At 63.4% G+C, this 17384-nt stretch carries 12 protein-coding genes; 2 read left to right on the top strand and 10 right to left on the bottom strand.

Annotated elements, in window-relative coordinates; translation table 11 throughout:
• Nucleotides 1-119: 119 nt before the first annotated feature.
• On the top strand, nucleotides 120-3299 hold the full coding sequence (secA, locus tag HAHE_RS17580; RefSeq protein ID WP_338686275.1) for a preprotein translocase subunit SecA: 3180 nt from the start codon (nucleotides 120-122) through the stop codon (nucleotides 3297-3299).
• 153 nt (nucleotides 3300-3452) lie between these two features.
• The gene (gene rpsU, locus HAHE_RS17575) at nucleotides 3453-3716 is read left to right on the top strand and encodes a 30S ribosomal protein S21 (protein ID WP_338686274.1); all 264 of its coding nucleotides are present in this window, start codon (nucleotides 3453-3455) and stop codon (nucleotides 3714-3716) included.
• Between the two features lie 269 nt (nucleotides 3717-3985).
• Here rpsU and fabF read toward each other — a convergent pair whose 3' ends face one another.
• The 10 genes from fabF to HAHE_RS17525 form a co-directional block, all read right to left on the bottom strand.
• Nucleotides 3986-5236, bottom strand: coding sequence for a beta-ketoacyl-ACP synthase II (gene fabF, locus HAHE_RS17570; RefSeq protein ID WP_338686273.1), 1251 nt, complete (start codon nucleotides 5234-5236; stop codon nucleotides 3986-3988).
• Nucleotides 5237-5296: 60 nt separating this feature from the next.
• Entirely contained in the window at nucleotides 5297-5539 is a 243-nt protein-coding gene (locus HAHE_RS17565) for a hypothetical protein (protein WP_338686271.1), read from the bottom strand.
• The gene (locus HAHE_RS17560; RefSeq protein WP_338686269.1) at nucleotides 5536-6282 is read right to left on the bottom strand and encodes a hypothetical protein; all 747 of its coding nucleotides are present in this window, start codon (nucleotides 6280-6282) and stop codon (nucleotides 5536-5538) included. Before HAHE_RS17560 ends, HAHE_RS17565 begins: the two co-directional genes overlap by 4 nt.
• Nucleotides 6282-6698: an ExbD/TolR family protein gene (locus tag HAHE_RS17555; protein ID WP_338686268.1), complete on the bottom strand. Its 417-nt coding sequence runs from the start codon at nucleotides 6696-6698 to the stop codon at nucleotides 6282-6284. Before HAHE_RS17555 ends, HAHE_RS17560 begins: the two co-directional genes overlap by 1 nt.
• Nucleotides 6695-7390 carry a MotA/TolQ/ExbB proton channel family protein gene (locus tag HAHE_RS17550; RefSeq protein WP_338686267.1) on the bottom strand — a complete coding sequence of 232 codons (696 nt, stop codon included), beginning with the start codon at nucleotides 7388-7390 and terminating at the stop codon, nucleotides 6695-6697. Before HAHE_RS17550 ends, HAHE_RS17555 begins: the two co-directional genes overlap by 4 nt.
• A gap of 83 nt (nucleotides 7391-7473) precedes the next feature.
• A complete protein-coding gene (locus HAHE_RS17545) occupies nucleotides 7474-8286 on the bottom strand; it encodes a hypothetical protein (protein ID WP_338686265.1) in 813 nt (270 codons plus the stop codon).
• Nucleotides 8276-11773: a hypothetical protein gene (locus HAHE_RS17540; RefSeq protein ID WP_338686263.1), complete on the bottom strand. Its 3498-nt coding sequence runs from the start codon at nucleotides 11771-11773 to the stop codon at nucleotides 8276-8278. The genes HAHE_RS17545 and HAHE_RS17540 overlap by 11 nt, the downstream gene beginning before the upstream one ends.
• A gap of 294 nt (nucleotides 11774-12067) precedes the next feature.
• A complete protein-coding gene (locus HAHE_RS17535) occupies nucleotides 12068-12871 on the bottom strand; it encodes a CAAX prenyl protease-related protein (protein ID WP_338686261.1) in 804 nt (267 codons plus the stop codon).
• Nucleotides 12872-12886: 15 nt separating this feature from the next.
• Nucleotides 12887-14056 (bottom strand): aminotransferase class I/II-fold pyridoxal phosphate-dependent enzyme, encoded by a 1170-nt coding sequence (locus HAHE_RS17530; RefSeq protein ID WP_338686260.1) that lies wholly within the window; start codon nucleotides 14054-14056, stop codon nucleotides 12887-12889.
• Nucleotides 14057-14142: 86 nt separating this feature from the next.
• Nucleotides 14143-17382, bottom strand: coding sequence for an efflux RND transporter permease subunit (locus tag HAHE_RS17525; protein WP_338686259.1), 3240 nt, complete (start codon nucleotides 17380-17382; stop codon nucleotides 14143-14145).
• Nucleotides 17383-17384 lie beyond the last annotated feature (2 nt).

The following is a 17384-nucleotide window of genomic DNA, read 5'->3' as shown; positions in this document are numbered from 1 at the left end:
CCGGCCGGTCTTTCACGATTCCAAAGTGAATCTCCCGCGCCGCTTGCACCGCGCGTCCTGCGGGTGTATGGCCTCCGCCGCCGGTCGTCGCACCCCGACGGCCCCGAAAGATTTTACCCATGATCAAGTGGATTCTTCAGAAGATCGTTGGTTCCAAGAACCAGCGTGAGATTCGCCGTATCCAACCCACGGTCGAGCGCATCAAAGAGATCGAGGAGGCCCTGCAGAAGGAGCCCGAGGAGAAGCTCCTGGAGCTGACCGAGAAGTGGAAAACGCACCTCTCCCGCTACCTCGACCTCGACGCCCCGCCAAAGCCGGTCCTCCAGCGCGCCGACCAGGAGCTGCTCCGCGAGGCCGCGACCAAGGTGGAGGCCCGCCTCGCCGTGCTCCGTGAGGAATTCCCCGAACTCCCGGCCTCGGTCGAGCCGAACATGGAGTCGATCGAAGCCGCCAAGGAGGCGTTCCACAACATCGAGGAGAACTTCCAGCAGGCCCGCGCCCGCTACCTCGACCAGATCCTGCCCGAAGCCTACGCGGTGGTGAAGAACGCCGCCCGCCGTCTCTGCGGAAGGACGATCAACGTCTGCGATCAGGATCTCCTGTGGGAGATGGTCCACTTCGACGTCCAGCTCGTCGGCGGCATCGCGCTGCACCGTGGCATGATCGCGGAAATGCAGACCGGTGAGGGCAAGACCCTCGTCGCCACCCTGCCCGTTTACCTCAACGCCCTGACCGGCCTTGGAGTCCACGTCATCACGGTCAACGACTACCTCGCCCGACGCGACTCCGAGTGGATGGGCGCGCTGTTCAAGTTCCTCGGCCTGACCGTCGGCTGCATCCAGAACCAGATGGCTCCGTGGGAGCGCCGCGAGCATTACGGCTGCGACATCACCTACGGCACCAACTCGGAATTCGGCTTCGATTACCTCCGCGACAACGGCATGGCCGGCTCGAAGGACGACCAGGTCCAGCGCGGCCACTACTTCGCGATCATTGACGAAGTCGACTCGATCCTCATCGACGAAGCCCGGACGCCGCTCATCATTTCCGGTCCCTCGACCGTCTCGAGCCACCAGTTCGACCGCTACAAGCCGCTCGTCGAGCAGCTCGTGAAGCGCCAGACGGTCCTCTGCAACGACTTGGTCAGTGAAGCCAAGGAACTCCTTGAGAGCGACCCGGAAGCCGCGGGCCGCAACCTTTTCAAAGTGAAGCTCGGCCAGCCGCGCAACCGCCAGCTCATGCGCCTGATGCAGGAGCCGGACACCCGCCGCCTGATCGAGAAGACCGAACTCTCCTTCTACCAAGACGCCCAAAAGAAGGAACTCTTCTCTCTCAAGGAGGAGCTGTTCTTCACCATCGACGAGAAGGCCAACGACGCCGACCTCATGGAGAAGGGCCGGGAGTATCTGTCACCGGACGACCCGGAGTCCTTCGTGCTTCCGGACCTCGGCAGCATGCTGGCCGAGATCGATGCCGATCCGGAGCTGACCGACGAGGAACGCGTCGCCCAGAAGGAAAAGGCCCAGGACCAGATGTCCCATCAGGCGGAGAAGATGCACAACATCTCCCAGCTGCTGAAGGCCTACTGCGTTTTCGAGAGGGACGTGCAGTACGTCGTCGAGGACGGCAAGGTGATGATCGTCGACGAGAACACCGGCCGGAAGATGCCGGGACGCCGCTGGTCGGACGGACTGCACCAGGCGGTCGAAGCGAAGGAGAACGTCACCATCGAAAAGGAGACGCAGACCTACGCGACCATCACGATTCAGAACTACTTCCGTCTCTACGAGAAGCTCGCGGGCATGACCGGCACGGCCGAAACCGAAGCCGCCGAGTTCTCCGACATCTACAAGCTCGACGTCCTCCCGATCCCGACCAACCGGCCGAACCAGCGCGAGGACCTCAACGACCAGGTCTTCAAGACCCGCCGCGAGAAGTACAACGCGGTGATCAACAAGATCCAGGAGTCGCATACCAAGGGCCAGCCGGTGCTTGTCGGCACGGCCTCGGTCGAGGCATCCGAAACCGTTTCCCGGATGCTCCAGCGCGCGCGCATCCCCCACACCGTCCTGAATGCCAAGATGCACCTGCAGGAGGCGGAGATCGTCGCCGCCGCCGGCCAACGCGGTGCGGTGACCATTTCCACCAACATGGCGGGTCGCGGCACCGACATCAAACTTGGCGCAGGCGTCGCGGATGTCGGCGGACTGTTCGTCATCGGCACGGAGCGCTACGAGTCCCGCCGTGTCGACCGCCAGCTGCGCGGCCGTTGCGCGCGTCAGGGCGACCCGGGCATGAGCCAGTTCTACATCTCCTTCGAGGACGACCTGATGCGGAACTTCGCCGCCGCGGAGCGCATGACATCGATGATGGAGCGCTTCGGCATGGAAGACGGCGAGGCACTCGAGCACTCATGGCTCAACCGCTCGGTCGAAACCGCCCAGAAGCGCGTCGAACAACGCAACTACACATGGCGGAAGCGGATTCTCGAATTCGATGACGTGATGAACAAGCAGCGGGAAGTCGTCTATGGCTACCGCAACGAGGTCCTCAGCACCGAGAACCCGCGCGACCTCGTCAATGAGATCATCGATAAGTCGATCCCCGAGCACGTGGAGGAATTCCTCAGCGGACGCGACGAGGAATCGCCCGACTACAACGAACTGCTTCACTGGGTGAACGCCACCCTGCCGATCCGCATCGAGCCGGGAGACCTCGACCTCGCGAACAGCAGCGCCGAGGAGATCTCGAACTTCCTGATCAAGCGGGTGAAGGAGACCTACGAAGTCCGCGTGTCCAACCTGCCGCCCGAAATCCTCGAAGGCGAGGAGCGGCGGATGATTCTGGTCGCGATCGACCGCCAGTGGCAGACGCATCTTTACAATATGGACGCGCTCCGCGAGGGCATCTCGTTCCGCGCCCAAGGCCAGAAGGATCCGCTCATCGAATACAAGAACGAGGCCTACAAGCTGTTCATCACCCTGATGGACGGCATCGAGCGCGAGGCCCTGCAGAACCTTTTCCGCTCGGCCTCCAAGATCGAGGAGTTCCTCAATCAGCTCCACTCGCAGCAGACCCAGCTGCAGAGCGCGGGCGACGGGATCAGCGAGGCGAACGTCGCGACCAGCGGCAGCTCGGGCAACCTGAATCCCCAGGCTGGCGGCGGCGGCAAGGACCTGAAGCTCAACCTGCCGAAGCGCAAGCCGCCGTCGTTCAACGTCGAGACGGTCGGCCGCAACGCCCCCTGCCCCTGCGGCTCGGGCAAAAAATACAAGCAATGCTGCGGCCGGGAAGCGTAAGCGCTGAGCCGGACAAGGACCGCCGAATCCCCTGAATTCCGGGATTTCGGGCCTCCCGATGGGGATCCGGCCCTACCAATTCCCGCCTTGACAAGGCCTGCCTCGCGGATAGCCTCCGCGCCCCGACTCAAAAGGAAACCGAAAGAAGCAAGAATGAGCGACAAAAGCATGCGTGGAGTGAACGTCAAAAAGGGCGAACCGGTTGACCGGGCCCTGAAGCGCCTCAAGACCAAACTCGATACCGAAGGGATTCTCGAGGAAATGCGTCGTCGCCGGGCCTTCGAGTCACCGACCCAACGCAAGCTCCGCAAGCAACGCACCGCTCCGAAGCGTCACAAGGTGCGCTGGCGCTACATGAGCCCCGCCCAGGAAGCCAAGGCGGAGGAACAAGCGGCGGCAGCAGCCAAGGCTCCCTGAGCCCCTCTTCCCTGAGTCGAACGGATTTGAAAAAGCGGATGCCTCCCGGCATCCGCTTTTTTCGTGGAATCGATCGAAGCAATGGCAGGAACCGTTGCAGGTCCTGAGGAGTTTCCTTCCTTTACGCCTTGGCGTCTTGGCGGTTCCAAATCTCCGGAGCATCGGAGAACTAGACCGAAAGAGTTCTCGAGGAGAGCGGCTTTGCAAGCTGCTGACTCCTCCGGGTTCCCGGCCCCCGAACCATGCGGCTTGAAAAGCCGCTCTCCACATTACGCGTAGCGTTTGACCAGCAGCGAGGCGTTGTGTCCGCCGAAGCCGAAGCTGTTGCTCAGGGCCACATCGACCTTCTGCTCGATCGCGGTGTTCGGCACGCAATCGACAGCGCACTCGGGGTCCTGGTTATCGACGTTGATCGTCGGAGGAATCACACCGTCACGGATCGCCATCAGGCAGGCGAGCAACTCGGCGCCACCGGCAGCTCCGAGCATGTGTCCGGTCATCGACTTGGTCGAACTGACCTTGAGACCGTTGCGGACATGATCGCCGAAGGCGAGCTGGATGGCCTTCACCTCCGCAACATCTCCGAGACCGGTCGAGGTCGCGTGAGCATTGAGATAATCGACGTCTTCCGGATTCAGCCCGGCGTGGCGCAAGGCCATCTGCATCGCGCGGGCCGGACCCGATCCGTCCGGAGAAGGAGCGCTCAGGTGGTAGGCGTCGGCACTCGCACCGTAGCCGGCCAGCTCGGCGATGATCGTCGCACCACGGCGCTTGGCGTGCTCGAGCTCCTCAAGCACGACCACACCGGCACCCTCGCCCATGACGAAGCCGTCGCGGTCCTTGTCGAAGGGCCGTGAAGCCGCCTGCGGATCGTCGTTCCGCGTGCTCAGCGCACGCATGCTGCCGAAGCCGGCAAGACCGCAGGGCAGGATACTCGCTTCGGCACCGCCGGCCACCATGGCGTCGGCGTCGCCGAATTTGATGATCCGCCACGCTTCACCGATCGAGTTGTTCGACGTCGCGCAGGCCGTCACGATGGCCATGTTCGGACCACCGAGCCCGAACTCCATGGAAAAGATTCCGCTGCCGATGTTGGCGATCATCATCGGGATCAGGAAAGGCGACACCTTGGCGCCCTCCTTCTCGACCAGCTTGGCGTGCTCGTTCTCAAGCGTTCCGAGGCCACCGATACCGCTGCTGACAATCGCACCGACACGGGTCAGGTCGAGACCTTCGGTTTCCCCGATCCCGGATGCGTCGTAGGCCATACGGGCGGCGCCGACGGCGAGCTGGACGTAGCGGTCGGCACGACGGGCATCCTTCGGATTCCGGAAGTAGCTCTCGGCGTCGAAGTCCTTCACCTCGCCGGCGATCTGGCAGCCGTAGGGGCTCGGATCCAGGTGGGTGATCCGGCCGATCCCGCTGCGACCTTCCTTCATGCCGCTCCACGTGGTTTCGGCATCGTTGCCCAACGGACTCACGCAGCCCACTCCGGTGATCACAACTCGTCGTTCGCTCATCATAAATGTCGCCCTGACAGGGTCTTCGTCCTTAGAGGCTCCGCCGCCCGCGCGCAAGCCTCATCCCAAGGGCCGCGCCCCCCTCCGCTCGGTCTTGGCCCCACACTCGGGGCAGCTCTGCACGGCATCGCGTCCGGAGGCCTCGAAGACCGCCAGACAAAGGCGGCAGACCACCCGGTTCCGCAGCGAGCGGCGCTCCGCATTGACCGCTGACCAGCGGGAGATCCACGCGAAGAAGATGACCAGCACCATCGACGCTCCGAGGACTCCGACCGCGAGTTCCGTGAGGGACAGCTCGATCATCGTTCGATCACCGATTCGACCGCCATCCAGCCGGCCTTGCCCCCGTTTCCTGTGACCCTCGAGCGAGAAAGCCAGTCGATCACCGCCTCCTGTCCGTCGCGGACGTTGCGGGGCATGACTTCAAGCACGCGGCCGTCCTTGTCATACTGCAGAATGAATCGCCATCCGACTGGGCCGGTGGACGCCGCGCCTTCGAGCGCCAGCTTGGCATGCTGCAGTTCGACCCCGGACTCCGCCTGAAGCACCCGGGCACCCAGCAGCACCTCGCGGGGCGCGTCGGCCTCCGACTGTATTCCGGATTCAGGCAACGGCGGCAGCACGGCGGGACTTCCGGTGTCGCTTCCGAGTCCGGCCCCGTCGCCGTCAGGAATTTCCGCCAAGCGCGGCCGGTACGGAATTCCGGTATCGGTCGCCTGCCTCAGGGCGTCCCTCCTCAGAGCCGCGTACGACGGATCCGCAGCCGGATTCCAGCGCGAAGGAAACGGGCCGGCCTCCGTGGCCCGGCGTTCCAGCCATTCGCCACCCTCGGTATCCGAAACGATCATTAGCACCCCGCGCGACGGCTCTTCGGCATCCGGATCACCGATCCGGACCCGGACCACCGCAGCCAGTCCGACCGCCACGAAACCGACCAGCACCAGAGCGGTCACGAACGACATCGTGCTGGAAACCGGCACCCGCCAGTTGAAGGCGAGCCCGGACTCCTGATCGCGGCGCTGCAGCTTTTTCCGACCTCGGAACATCACTCCTTACCCAGGGATTTCCCGACAAGATACACGCGGAACCCGGCCTGCAGGGCTTCCTCCGCGACCCGTCGCTCGTACTCCGATGAAATCGATTGATCCGAACGGATGCAGACATTCGGAATGCCGGACGTCTCGGCCCGGATCTGCTTCAGGCGCTCGAGCAGTTCCTTCTCGCTGACCTGCTCCCGCTCCAGCCAGAGCACGGGCGGATTGCCGGGTGTCAGCGTGATGGTGCTCGCATCCGAAAGTCGCGCGATCTGGTAGCGCGAAACGGGAAGCTCCACCTGCACTCCCGACTGGCTCATGAACGACTGGCCGAGAAGCAACGCGACCAGCAGCAACGCGAACAGGTCGAAGATCGGAACCGCATGCAGGAATCCGACGCGCTCAGGCAATGTCCCGACGAGCTTCATCCCCTGCCGCTCCGGTCCTTGCGGGTCTCCATTTCATCGCGGATCGACACGATGCCGGTCTCGGCCCGCGCGTCGCAGATGATGTTCACCATTTCGATTCCCGTCCGCTCGATGCGGTGGAAGAGACGCTTCGCCCGGCCGAGGAAATACAGGTAGAAGAGATACGCCGGTATGGCGACGATCAGTCCGAAGCCGGTCGTCACCAGCGACTGGAACACGCCCTCGGACAGCTTCACGGAGGAAACCGCCTGGCCGCTGTCGCCGAGTTCCTGAAACATTTCGGTCAGACCGAGGACCGTCCCGAGCATCCCGGTCAGCGGAGCGATCAGCGCGACCGCGAGGATCGCCCGCACATTCTTCTCGATCCGCGGCACCTCGAGCTGTCCGGCTTCCTGGGCGACGTCGCGCAGGTCCGAGCGCTTCATGTGGTGCCGCAGCAGGATCGCGTGGGCCACCCGGGCCACCGGACCGGGCGAGCGGGCGGCCTCGTGCAGCGCCTCCGCGTAGGCCTTGCGGCGGGCGTGGTTCGAGAGCCCCACCAGCAGGTCACCGACGTTGATCCGCGCGCGGTGGAAGAAAAACAGGCGCTCGACGACGAAAACCGCTCCGAAGAACGCCAACCCGAGTTGCAGCCAGATGATCGGCCCGCCTCGCTCCAGGAGGCCTGAGGGGGTGAACAGCTCGGTCGGCATGGCGGAGTCTAATATGCTCCTCCGACCGATGACCAGCCCGGGAAAGGGCCGAATTCGCCAGCGGATTTCCGCCCGGGTTCTCCCTACTCAAGACGCCGGGAAAGGGTCACCGTCTGGAGATAGCCGCCGGAAGCCCCGTCGGACGAAAGGAAGAACTGGTTGTCGCTGCGCAGGACGATCATCTGGGTCTGCTCGTCGGGCATCACCGGGATCATGTTGTTCTCCTGCACCGTCCATTCGCCGCCCTGTTCGTAGGCCAGGCGGTAGGCGACTTGCCCCTGCGGAGCCGGAACCAGCACCGTGTCGCCGGACTTCATCGTTTTCTGGCCGGCGCCGCCGGAGAACTGCATCGCGATCGTGTGCGGCGAGAGATTGTGAACCCGCAGCCGGCCGACCGGCAGTTTCGATGGATCGTCATTGATGACGTAGCCCTTGTAGGTGCCCTCCGCGGCAGGGGCGAGCAACACCGTGACCCGCCTCGCCGATGCCGGGAGCGCCACCAGCGATACCAGCGTCGGGTCCTCCTCGCGGAGCTTCGCGAGTGCCTCCGGAACCGGGGAATCGTCGCCGTCGTTTTTCTCCCGCACGATCTGCAGGGGCACCGACTCGTGCTCCTTGTCCTCCTCGGTGACGGTCCGCTCGACCGTCTCGCCGCCATTGCCGGACTTGTGGATCTTGAGAATGCGCGGGCCGTTGTAGTTGACCGGCTCGGAGTAGCGGAAGGCCCGGGCAACGATCTTGCCCTCCTTGTCGGCTGACTTGAACGACAGGCCGCGGATCTCATCGCCCCAGGCGACGACGTCGATCTTCATCGAGACACGGTCCTCGTCCTGGGCGACGAGAGAACCGCTGCAGACGGCACCGAACAGAGCGGTGAGGAACAGCTTAGATTTCATCGGGAGAAAGCCAGCGGAAGGAGACGAGTTCGAACTTGCGACCGAACAGCTGGTTGATGTTGGAGAGACTCCCGCCGCGTGCTTCCGGAGGATCCACCGGGTCGAGATACTCGGGATGGCGTTGCACGACCGCCTCGCAGTAGGCAGAGGCAAGGAGGTTGCCGTCGGCATCAAGAGCCTGCCCACAAGCGCGTACTTTGAAGGTATCGGAACGGGTCGAGATCGCCGGACCGATGACTTGCAGCACGTCGGCCTGCGTGACCCACGACGGGATACCCGTCGAGCGGTATCCCTGCTCCATCTCCGACTGAGCGCCACGACCGGAGCCGCCTTTGCTCAACATGTCGCGGTCGGCGAGGATACTCGCCACGGCACCGAAGTTGTTGTCCCGGGAGGTCACTGCCCAATCCTTGTAGCCGCGCTCCGCATCCTGCGGCCGACCGCCGAGGTCACCTCCGTCGAGATCGGCCCGCGGTGCGCCCTGCTTCTCCGGAAGCCTCACCCGTTCCTCTCGGGCATCGAGGTCCTTGAAGCCATTGCGCCGCCCGTCCATGCTGATGTTCACGCCGGACTCGTCGAGCGCCATCTGCAGGGCTCCGCAGCGGTTGAGTTCGCGCTCGCGGGGGAAATCAGCGAGCGCCCGGTTGACGAAGTGCGACAGCGAAACGAACGGGCCGCGGATCCGCACCTGCTTGACGATCTCCTCGGCCAGTAGATCGATTTCCTCGTCGGTCAGACGGCGGTAGCCACCGAAGGAATCGTCATTCATGCCGGTCGGAGGCAGGGCCGATGCGGACGGCTGTTCAAGACTCCGAGGGAATGCCGCATCCGGAAGATCACCCCGCTCGGCCTGGTGCTTGAAGTACTTCGACGACGCCAGCATCGCCTTCCATGCGTTCTTGTCGGTGCTGTGAATGTTGAACGCACCGTCGACCATCAGTGAGGCCGCCACGGTTGACGGATTGTTGAGCTGCGAACTCTGCGTGCCCGGGTCGACCACCATGGTCGGGTTCTCGGGGATGCCCCCGCCGTAAGGGATGCTTGAGAAGAAGTAGCGGTCCCACAGGCTGCTGTTAAGGATGTGGGCCATGTCGTAGTAGATGCGCTTCGTCTGAAATGCCCCCGAGTGATTCAGGGAACCCATCAGGACGTAGTCGGTACGGCTTTGCTCGACCTGGGCCCGCCGCACGAAAGGCGTCGCATACGAATTTCCGAAGGCATTGCCGGGTTGGTGACCGACCGAAAGCGTCACCGCATCACTCGTGAGATCGGCGTGCTGGAGCTGCGCCATGGAGGTGAACTCGCGAGGCACCGCGAACAGCACCGTCTTGGAACTGCCACGAACCGAACTGTGACCCCAGTTCACCGGATCAAAGGCAAGGTTCCTCGTGAATCCGGTGCCGGTGTTGCCGCCGGGCTCGAATGGAAGCAGCGCCTGGCTGTCGTTGCTTTCCATGAAATACGGCGGAGGGTTGTAACTGGCGATCGGCGCGTGGATGTTGGTCGCCTGCAGGTTGAAGTCGGCGAAGGTCCGGAGCGTCGACGCGCGCTGCCCCATCTCGTAGCCATTCGGCATGAGCTGCAGGTAGTTCATCCCCGGCTGGCTGATCTGGAAGCTGTAGAGCATCATCGGCACCGGCCCGCGGAGACGGGCGGCATTCCTGTCGTCGAAGCGCCTCTGGTTCGGACCGAAGTAGCCGTTATCGAGTTCGAAGCCTTCGATCCGACGCAGCCAGTTGTAGCCCCGACCACGGCTTGCGAGGCGCATCTCCAATGCGACCAGCGTTGTCTGCCAGCTTTCGCGGACATCGAGCGTCTTCGGCAGCGTGACGGTCGTCGGGGTGGTCATCTCCACGCAGCGATTGAAGTCGAAGGGCGAGACATCGGTGAAGGGCGCCATGTCGACTACGGTCCTGCGATTCGCGGAGTCATACGGACGAACCACGTTGCGGGCGATCGTGTAGGCCCGGCACTCGCCCGGCTCGAGGCGGCCTTTCTCGATGCGGAACACCGCCTGGTTGAGCACCGCCTTTTCGCTGCCACCGCTCTCAAGCGTTCCATCCCTCGGGATGTAAACGCAGGTGTTGTTGATCTGCCAGATTCGCGAAGGGCGATTACCGAGGGGCGTCTGGTTCTTGATCTCGAGTTCGATATCCTGATCCCACTCGAGCGGAACCGGATAAGGGTTGCCGAGGGAAACGGCGATCTTCGCGGTGGGCGACACCTCGTAATTGTTCCCGCGTCCCTCCTTTTCCATTCTCACGCCGAACAGGATCCGGAAATCGACGATGGTCGGTGCGATCGCCGCCGAGTCGGGGCCGGAGTTTTCCGTGACCTGAAGTGCGTCGCTGGTGATCTGGCGACCCCGATTGAAGAAGTCCGCGATGTGGTCCCACTTGAGGTGCTGCAATTCCCGGAAGGCGGTCCGCGGAATCACCCTCGCACCGGCGCGGGGGTAGTTGTCGTAAGCGTCCGCCGGAGCTGTCGTGGGAAGTTCACCCGCGAGAGCTGTGGAAAGATCGACCCGCAGTCCGCTCTCCAGCGTGTTGGCGAGCACGCCCATGCTGTCCGTGGTCGCCGAGTGAAACGCGAGTTGCCGCGGGTAGAGTCCACCACCGACCGGCAAAACCAGATCGGCGGTCTGGATCGATGCCATCGCCGGCAGGATCGAGTCGGCATCGGCCAGTGCCGGCGGGTAGTTCTCAAAACCCTCCACCGTTTCCCAGCCGCGACGCTGCGCCGGCAGGGATGCGTAGGTGGTCGGATCCTCGTTCTCCCGCTCCATGTCGATCCGCGCCTTCACGCCTTCGTCCGCAACCCAGTAGGCGTAGGAACCGTAGAACTCCCGATCCGCGTTGGCCCGGATCGGAATCAGGGGAGCTGCGACAAAGTCGCGATCGTTGCCCGAACCGACCGTGTTCTCGCCAACGAGCACCGCGGCCTTGGTCGGATCCGTCACGCCACCGGCAGGATCCACCGCGCAGTCGGGATAAGCAGGCGTCACATCGAGATCGCCATCTCCGGAATTCTCGGCACCGCTGACGAGCCACCGTTGGGCCCTCGCCGAAGGCGTCTTGGTGTAAATCTCGTCAGGCGTGTCGTTGTTGACGAACACCCCCGTCCAGTGGCGAGTGCCCGACACGAAGCTGGTCAGTCCCTTCGCCGTGCGATCCAGCGAGGTATCGTTTCTCGGAGCCTCGCCGGAGCTGATCGGCGAGCCGTCGGCGGCACCCGCGAAGTCGGCGGTCGCGGTGACTCTCTGGTCCGGCCCAACCGCGCGCTGAAGTTCGCCGATTGCGATCGTCAACGCCACCCGCGCGTTCGCACGCGCCGCCTGCATCGCGTTCGACTGGGAAGACGAGCGAACGCTGATGGTCGACAGACTCAGGAGCCCCACTGCCAGCAAGGTCAGCAGGAGCATCAAAGACACCGTCACAATCAGTGCGAAACCGCGACGCTTTCGCCTCTTGAGAGGAACTCGGATCATGGACATGGGAATTTTTTGGGTGATGACGTTATTAGGCCAAATCACCGGATAATGTTAACCGACGGGCTCGATTGACGATGTAAATACGCGCGAAGACGGGATACCTCAAGGACAGAAGTTCTGTTTATGGCCCAAAAAATTCCCTAAATTTACGTAACCTAGCCGACCGAGCCGGTATCGACCCAGCCTCCGATTCTCGCAGCGCGGAGGAGAGAGCGCACGTCGCAAGCCATCGATCCCCCCGCTCCCGAGCGTCGCACCTTACGATTTTTGACTTTCGGACGCGTCGGCCCGTTACCAGAGCCCGTATTTGCCGAAGCCCACCGCGTAGAGTCCCATCAGCAAATTGGCCACGAAGTGCATCACCACGCAGGCCCCGAGATTCCGCGACCAGACGCAGAGAGCGTAGGTCAGAGAGCCATAGATGAGCGCTCCGGCGTAATCGACCGGGAGGTGGGCGAGCACGAACAGTCCGGTCACGACGAGAAACGAAAGCCACGACGGCTTGCCGAAGGGTTGCTTCCAATAGTCGCCATCGAAATCGAGGACCATCCGCATCAGGAACGATCGCCAGAAGATCTCCTCGACCAAGGCGACGACGACCGCCGCACGGACAAAGCGCATCACCAGCGCGAACCAGTAGGCAGCGCCGCCCTCTTCAAAATGCTCCGCCGGATTGAAGCCGTCGCGCCGCGAGGCCAGACCGAGCCAATTCCACCACCCCTCGCTCTGAAGACCGAGCGAGTCGTAAAGGTAAGTCGGCAGCAGCCAGAAGCCGATACCCACCGCGCCGAAGCACGCTCCGATGAGCACCCATTTCAGCGACCAGTTGAACTCGTAGCTTTTCCACCAACGCACCAGCACGACAAGGCATGCGATCGTCTGCAGTGGATAGATCCAGTACTCCGGTGCCCTGCGCCACCACGGCTGGCTCGGCAGGTCGACCTTGAAGAAGCTGCCCGCTGCCGACAGCAGCATCAGGAACAACATGAAGATCGCGAACGGCACCACCTGCCGCCGGATCCAAAGCGACGGCTCTTCCAGTCGCAGCCGGTCCGCCGAGGAACCGGACTTCGGAGCTGGTGGGTCGGCCGCCATCGGAAGGTCCTCGGGTCAGAGCCGGCCGACAAAGGCCTCCATCTTGTCCATCGCCTTCCGCAGGTCGTCGAAGGCGGTCGCGTAGCAGCAACGGAGGAACCCCTCGCCCGAGGGACCGAAAGCCGTTCCCGGCACTGCCGCGACTCCCTCTTCCTCCAACAGGCGCATCGCGAAGTCCTTGCTCGTCAGCCCGGTCTTCCGAATGTCCGGGAAGACGTAGAAGGCGCCTCCGGGCGTGTGGCAATCGAGTCCCATCGCGTTCAATCGCTTCACCAGGAAGTCGCGACGCTGATGATAGCTCTCGCGCATTTTCAGAACCGCGCCCTGGCCGTTCTGCAAAGCCTCCACCGCCGCCACCTGGCTGGTGATCGGAGCACACAGCATCGAGTACTGGTGAATCTTCATCATCGCCTCGATCACCGGCTGCGGCGCACAGGCGTAACCGAGTCGGAAGCCGGTCATCGCGAAAGCTTTCGAAAACCCGTGAAGCAGCACCGTGCGCTCGCGCATGCCCGGAAGCGATGCGATCGACACGTGCGCGTCGTCGGCATCGTAGCGGAGTTCGCTGTAGATCTCGTCGCTGAGGACCATCAGGTCGTGCTCGACGCAGAGCTTGGCGATTCCTTCGAGATCCTCACGGCTTGCCGTAGCCCCGGTCGGGTTGGTCGGGAAATTCAGCATCACCACGCGACTCTTCGGCGTGATCGCTGCGGCCAGCGCCTCGGGTTTCAAAGAGAAGCCGTCCTCCTTGGTCGTCTCGACCGCGACGGCAGAGCCGTAGGCCATGACGATGCTCGGCGAGTACGAGACGTAGCACGGCTCGTGGTAGATCACCTCCTCGCCGGGATTCAGCAGCGCACGCAAAGCGAGATCGATCGCCTCCGAGACGCCGACGGTCACCAGCACCTCGGTCGCCGGATCGTAGTCGACCTCGAAGAAGTCGCTCACGTATTCCGAAATCGCCCGACGCAGCGAGAGCAGGCCGAGATTCGACGTGTAGCTCGTCTGACCTTTTTCAAGCGAGTAGATCGCGGCTTCCCGAATGTGCCATGGAGTCACGAAATCCGGTTCGCCGACGCCGAGGGAAATGATCCCCTCGCGTCCCTGCACCAGCTCGAAGAAGTCGCGGATCCCCGATCTGGGAATGGCCGCGACCTGCCGGGCGATCTTGTCCTCGTAATTCATTCGAAAAACCCGACAGCCGCCGGGCGCGGCATTTCAGGGGTGATCCCCCCATCAAGCAATCCCGAATCCTGCCCGCATGCGATGGCTCACGAGCTCGCGGCACCCGGTTCCGCAGTCGGTTCCACCGCCACCGGCCGGACTCCCCGAATCCGCCGGACCAGCCGCTGCACGTCCTCGAGCATCAGGTAGATGCTGGGGACCAGGAACAGCGTGATCACCGTCGCGAAAAGGATCCCGAAACCGAGCGATACCGCCATCGGAATCAGAAAGCGGGCCTGCATGTCGGTCTCAAGCACCATCGGAATCAGACCGGCGAAGGTCGTCAGGGAGGTCAGCATGATCGCGCGGAAGCGTTTGCCACCGGCGGCCACCGCGGCCTCGCGCATCGGGCGGTCGTCGCGATGGCGGTTCACGTAGTCGACCAGCACCAGGGAGTCGTTCACGACCACCCCGGCCAGCGCGACCAATCCGCACATCGACATGATCGACAAGTTCAGCCCCATCACCAGGTGACCGCCGATCGCACCGATGATGCCGAAGGGAATGACCGACATGATGATCAGCGGCTGCCAGTAGGAGCGCAGCGGAATCGCGATCAGGACGTACATGATCACCAGCGCGCCGATGAATCCGGTGCCGATTTCACGGACACTGTCGGCCCGGTCCTTCTGTTCGCCCTCGAAGGCAAAGCTGACACCGGGATAGCGAGCACCGAGCCCGGACAGGGTCTTCTCCACCAACGAAGCCGCGACCTCGCCTCCATTCGTCTCACCTACGGTATCTGCCGTAATTTTGATCGACCGGCGCCGGTCCGTCCGGCTGATCACCGAGGAGCCTCGGCCGAATTCATACTCGACCGCCTGGCGGAACGGGATCTCCTCGCCCGCCGCGGTCCGGATCTTCATCTCCTCCAGCGCATCGAGCTGGCGCCGGTCGCTCTGCGGAAAGCGGATCATCACCTTCACCTCGTCGCGACCGCGCTGCAGACGCTGGGCCTCGTTTCCGTAGAACGCGTCGCGCACCTGGCGGGCGACATCCTCGAGTTTCAGCCCGGCCGCCCGGCCGGCGGATGTCACGCGGATCAGCCGCAGCTCGTCCTTGCCCTCGCGGTCCGAGTCGGAGATTTCAACCACTCCATCATATTCGCCAAGCGCCTCCTTGACGTGCTCGGTCGCGGCACGCAGCCGGTCGAGATCCGAGCCCGTGAGCGACAGGTCGATCGCGTTCCCGCCACCCGCGGTTTCCGAGCTCATGGTCAGCTCGACCAGCCCGGGAATCTTCCCGGCCTCCTTGCGCCACATGTCGATGAACTTCGACGCCGCCGTGGTCCTTTCGACCGCGGGAATCAACTCCAAGGTCACCTCGCCGAGATGGGTCGCCTTGGGCGGACCGGTGGGCGAAATACTGGTCAGGAACGGCTGTGTGCCCGCACTGGTCAGGTAGTGGCGAAGGATCGACTCGCCGGTTTCCGCCTCGATCTGCGACGCCACCCGGACGGCGGCATCCTCGAGACGCTGCGACACCTCCTGCGACGCGCTGAACGGCACCCCCTGGCTCAGCTCGAACTTGGCCGAGACGATGTCGCCTTCGACATCGGGGAAGAAGTTGAACTTGATGTGACCGCCGCCCACGAAGCCGAGCGTGGCCAGCAGCAGCGCCAGGAATGCGGCTCCGGTCACGTAGCGCCAGCGCAGGCACGTATCGAGGGCCGGCTTGTAAACCTTCTTCACGAAGCGCTCGAGACCGTCGGCAATGGTCCGTTGGAGACGGAAAAGCGGATTGCTCGGCTTCTCCTTCCGATGGGGCGCCAGCAACGAAAGGTGCGCGGGCAGGACGAACTTCGACTGGAGCAGCGAGAACGCGAGTGTCGGAATGACGATCAGCGGGATGTTCGGCCAGATCTTGCCGCTGACCCCGCTGAGGCCGAGCATCGGAGTGAAGGCGACCATGGTCGTCAGAACGCCGAAGACCACCACGGTTCCCACCTCGTGAGTTCCCTTCCACGACGCCTCGCGCGGATGCTCGCCGCGCTGGATCCGCGAGTACACATTTTCCCCGGTCACGATCGCGTCATCGACCACGATTCCGAGCACCAGGATGAACGAGAACAGGGAGATCATGTTGATCGAGATGTCGACGTGCGGCATCAGCCACAGGCCGCCGGCGAACGACACCGGAATCCCGAGGGCGACGAGAAAGGCGAGCGACGGGCGGAGGAACAGGGCGAGAACCGCCAGCACCAGAACCAGACCGAGCCCGGCATTGCGGAACAGCAAGTCGAGCCGGCCTTGGAGGTAAGAGCTCTGGTCATTCCACTTCGCGATATGCACTCCGGTCGGCAGACGCTGGTCGGCATGCGCGACGTAGTCATCGATCAACCGCACCAACCGCAGCGTATCCTCCTCACCGACCCGGAAGACATTCACCAGCACCGCAGGTTTGCCATCGAAGCGGGTCGACAAGTCCACATCCTCGAAAGCGTCGATCACCGTCGCCACATCCTCGAGGAGGATTTCCGATCCGTCTTCCCGTGCCGCCACCGGGATGCTGCGGAATTCATCCGCGGTGAATCGCTTGCCGAGGGCGCGGAGAAGCAGCTCGCCCCCTTCCGTACGGATCGATCCGCCCGGCAGGTCGACCGACGTCTGACGGACCGCCTGGGCAATCTGACCGTGGGAAAGACCGAGCTCCCGCAGCCGTTCCTCAGAGACCTCGATCGAAAGCTCGTACTCCCGCGTGCCCGCCAGTTCGATCTGCGAAACCTTCGCCTTGCCGGAAAGCTTCTCCGCCAGCCACTCCATCACCGTGTCGGGTTTCGGTGACTCGTAGACCAAGAGGTCGTCACGGATCTGCTCGGCGATCCGGTTGAGCGTCTTCTCGTCCACCGGACCGTCGGTCGTCACCGCCAGACTCATCACCGGACTCTTGGCGATGATCTCCTCGATCAGCGGCTTCTCGGCTTCATCGGGAAAGTTATCGATCGCGTCGACCCGGCTCTTCACATCGTCGAGCACTTCGCGAACGTCGTAGCCGGTCTCGACCTCGATACTCACCACCCCGACATTCTGCGCGGCGGTCGAGCGGATCTTCTTGATACCGACCAGATCCGCCACGGCCTCCTCGACCGGCACGTTCACGCCGCGCTCGACCTCGACCGGTGTCGCATTCGGGTAAGGGATCTGCACCTGGACCGCATCGATCGCGAGCTCCGGAAAGATCTCCTTCCGCAACTTGAACCAGGTCGAGAACCCGGCAAGCAGCAGGGCGAGCATCAGGAAGTTGCCCGCCACGTGGTTCCGGCTGAACCATCTGATCGCAGCTTCCATCG

Origin of the sequence: Haloferula helveola (assembly GCF_037076345.1) — a bacterium.
GTDB classification, from domain to species: domain Bacteria; phylum Verrucomicrobiota; class Verrucomicrobiia; order Verrucomicrobiales; family Akkermansiaceae; genus Haloferula; species Haloferula helveola.
This window is presented reverse-complemented; position numbering and strand designations above follow the sequence as displayed.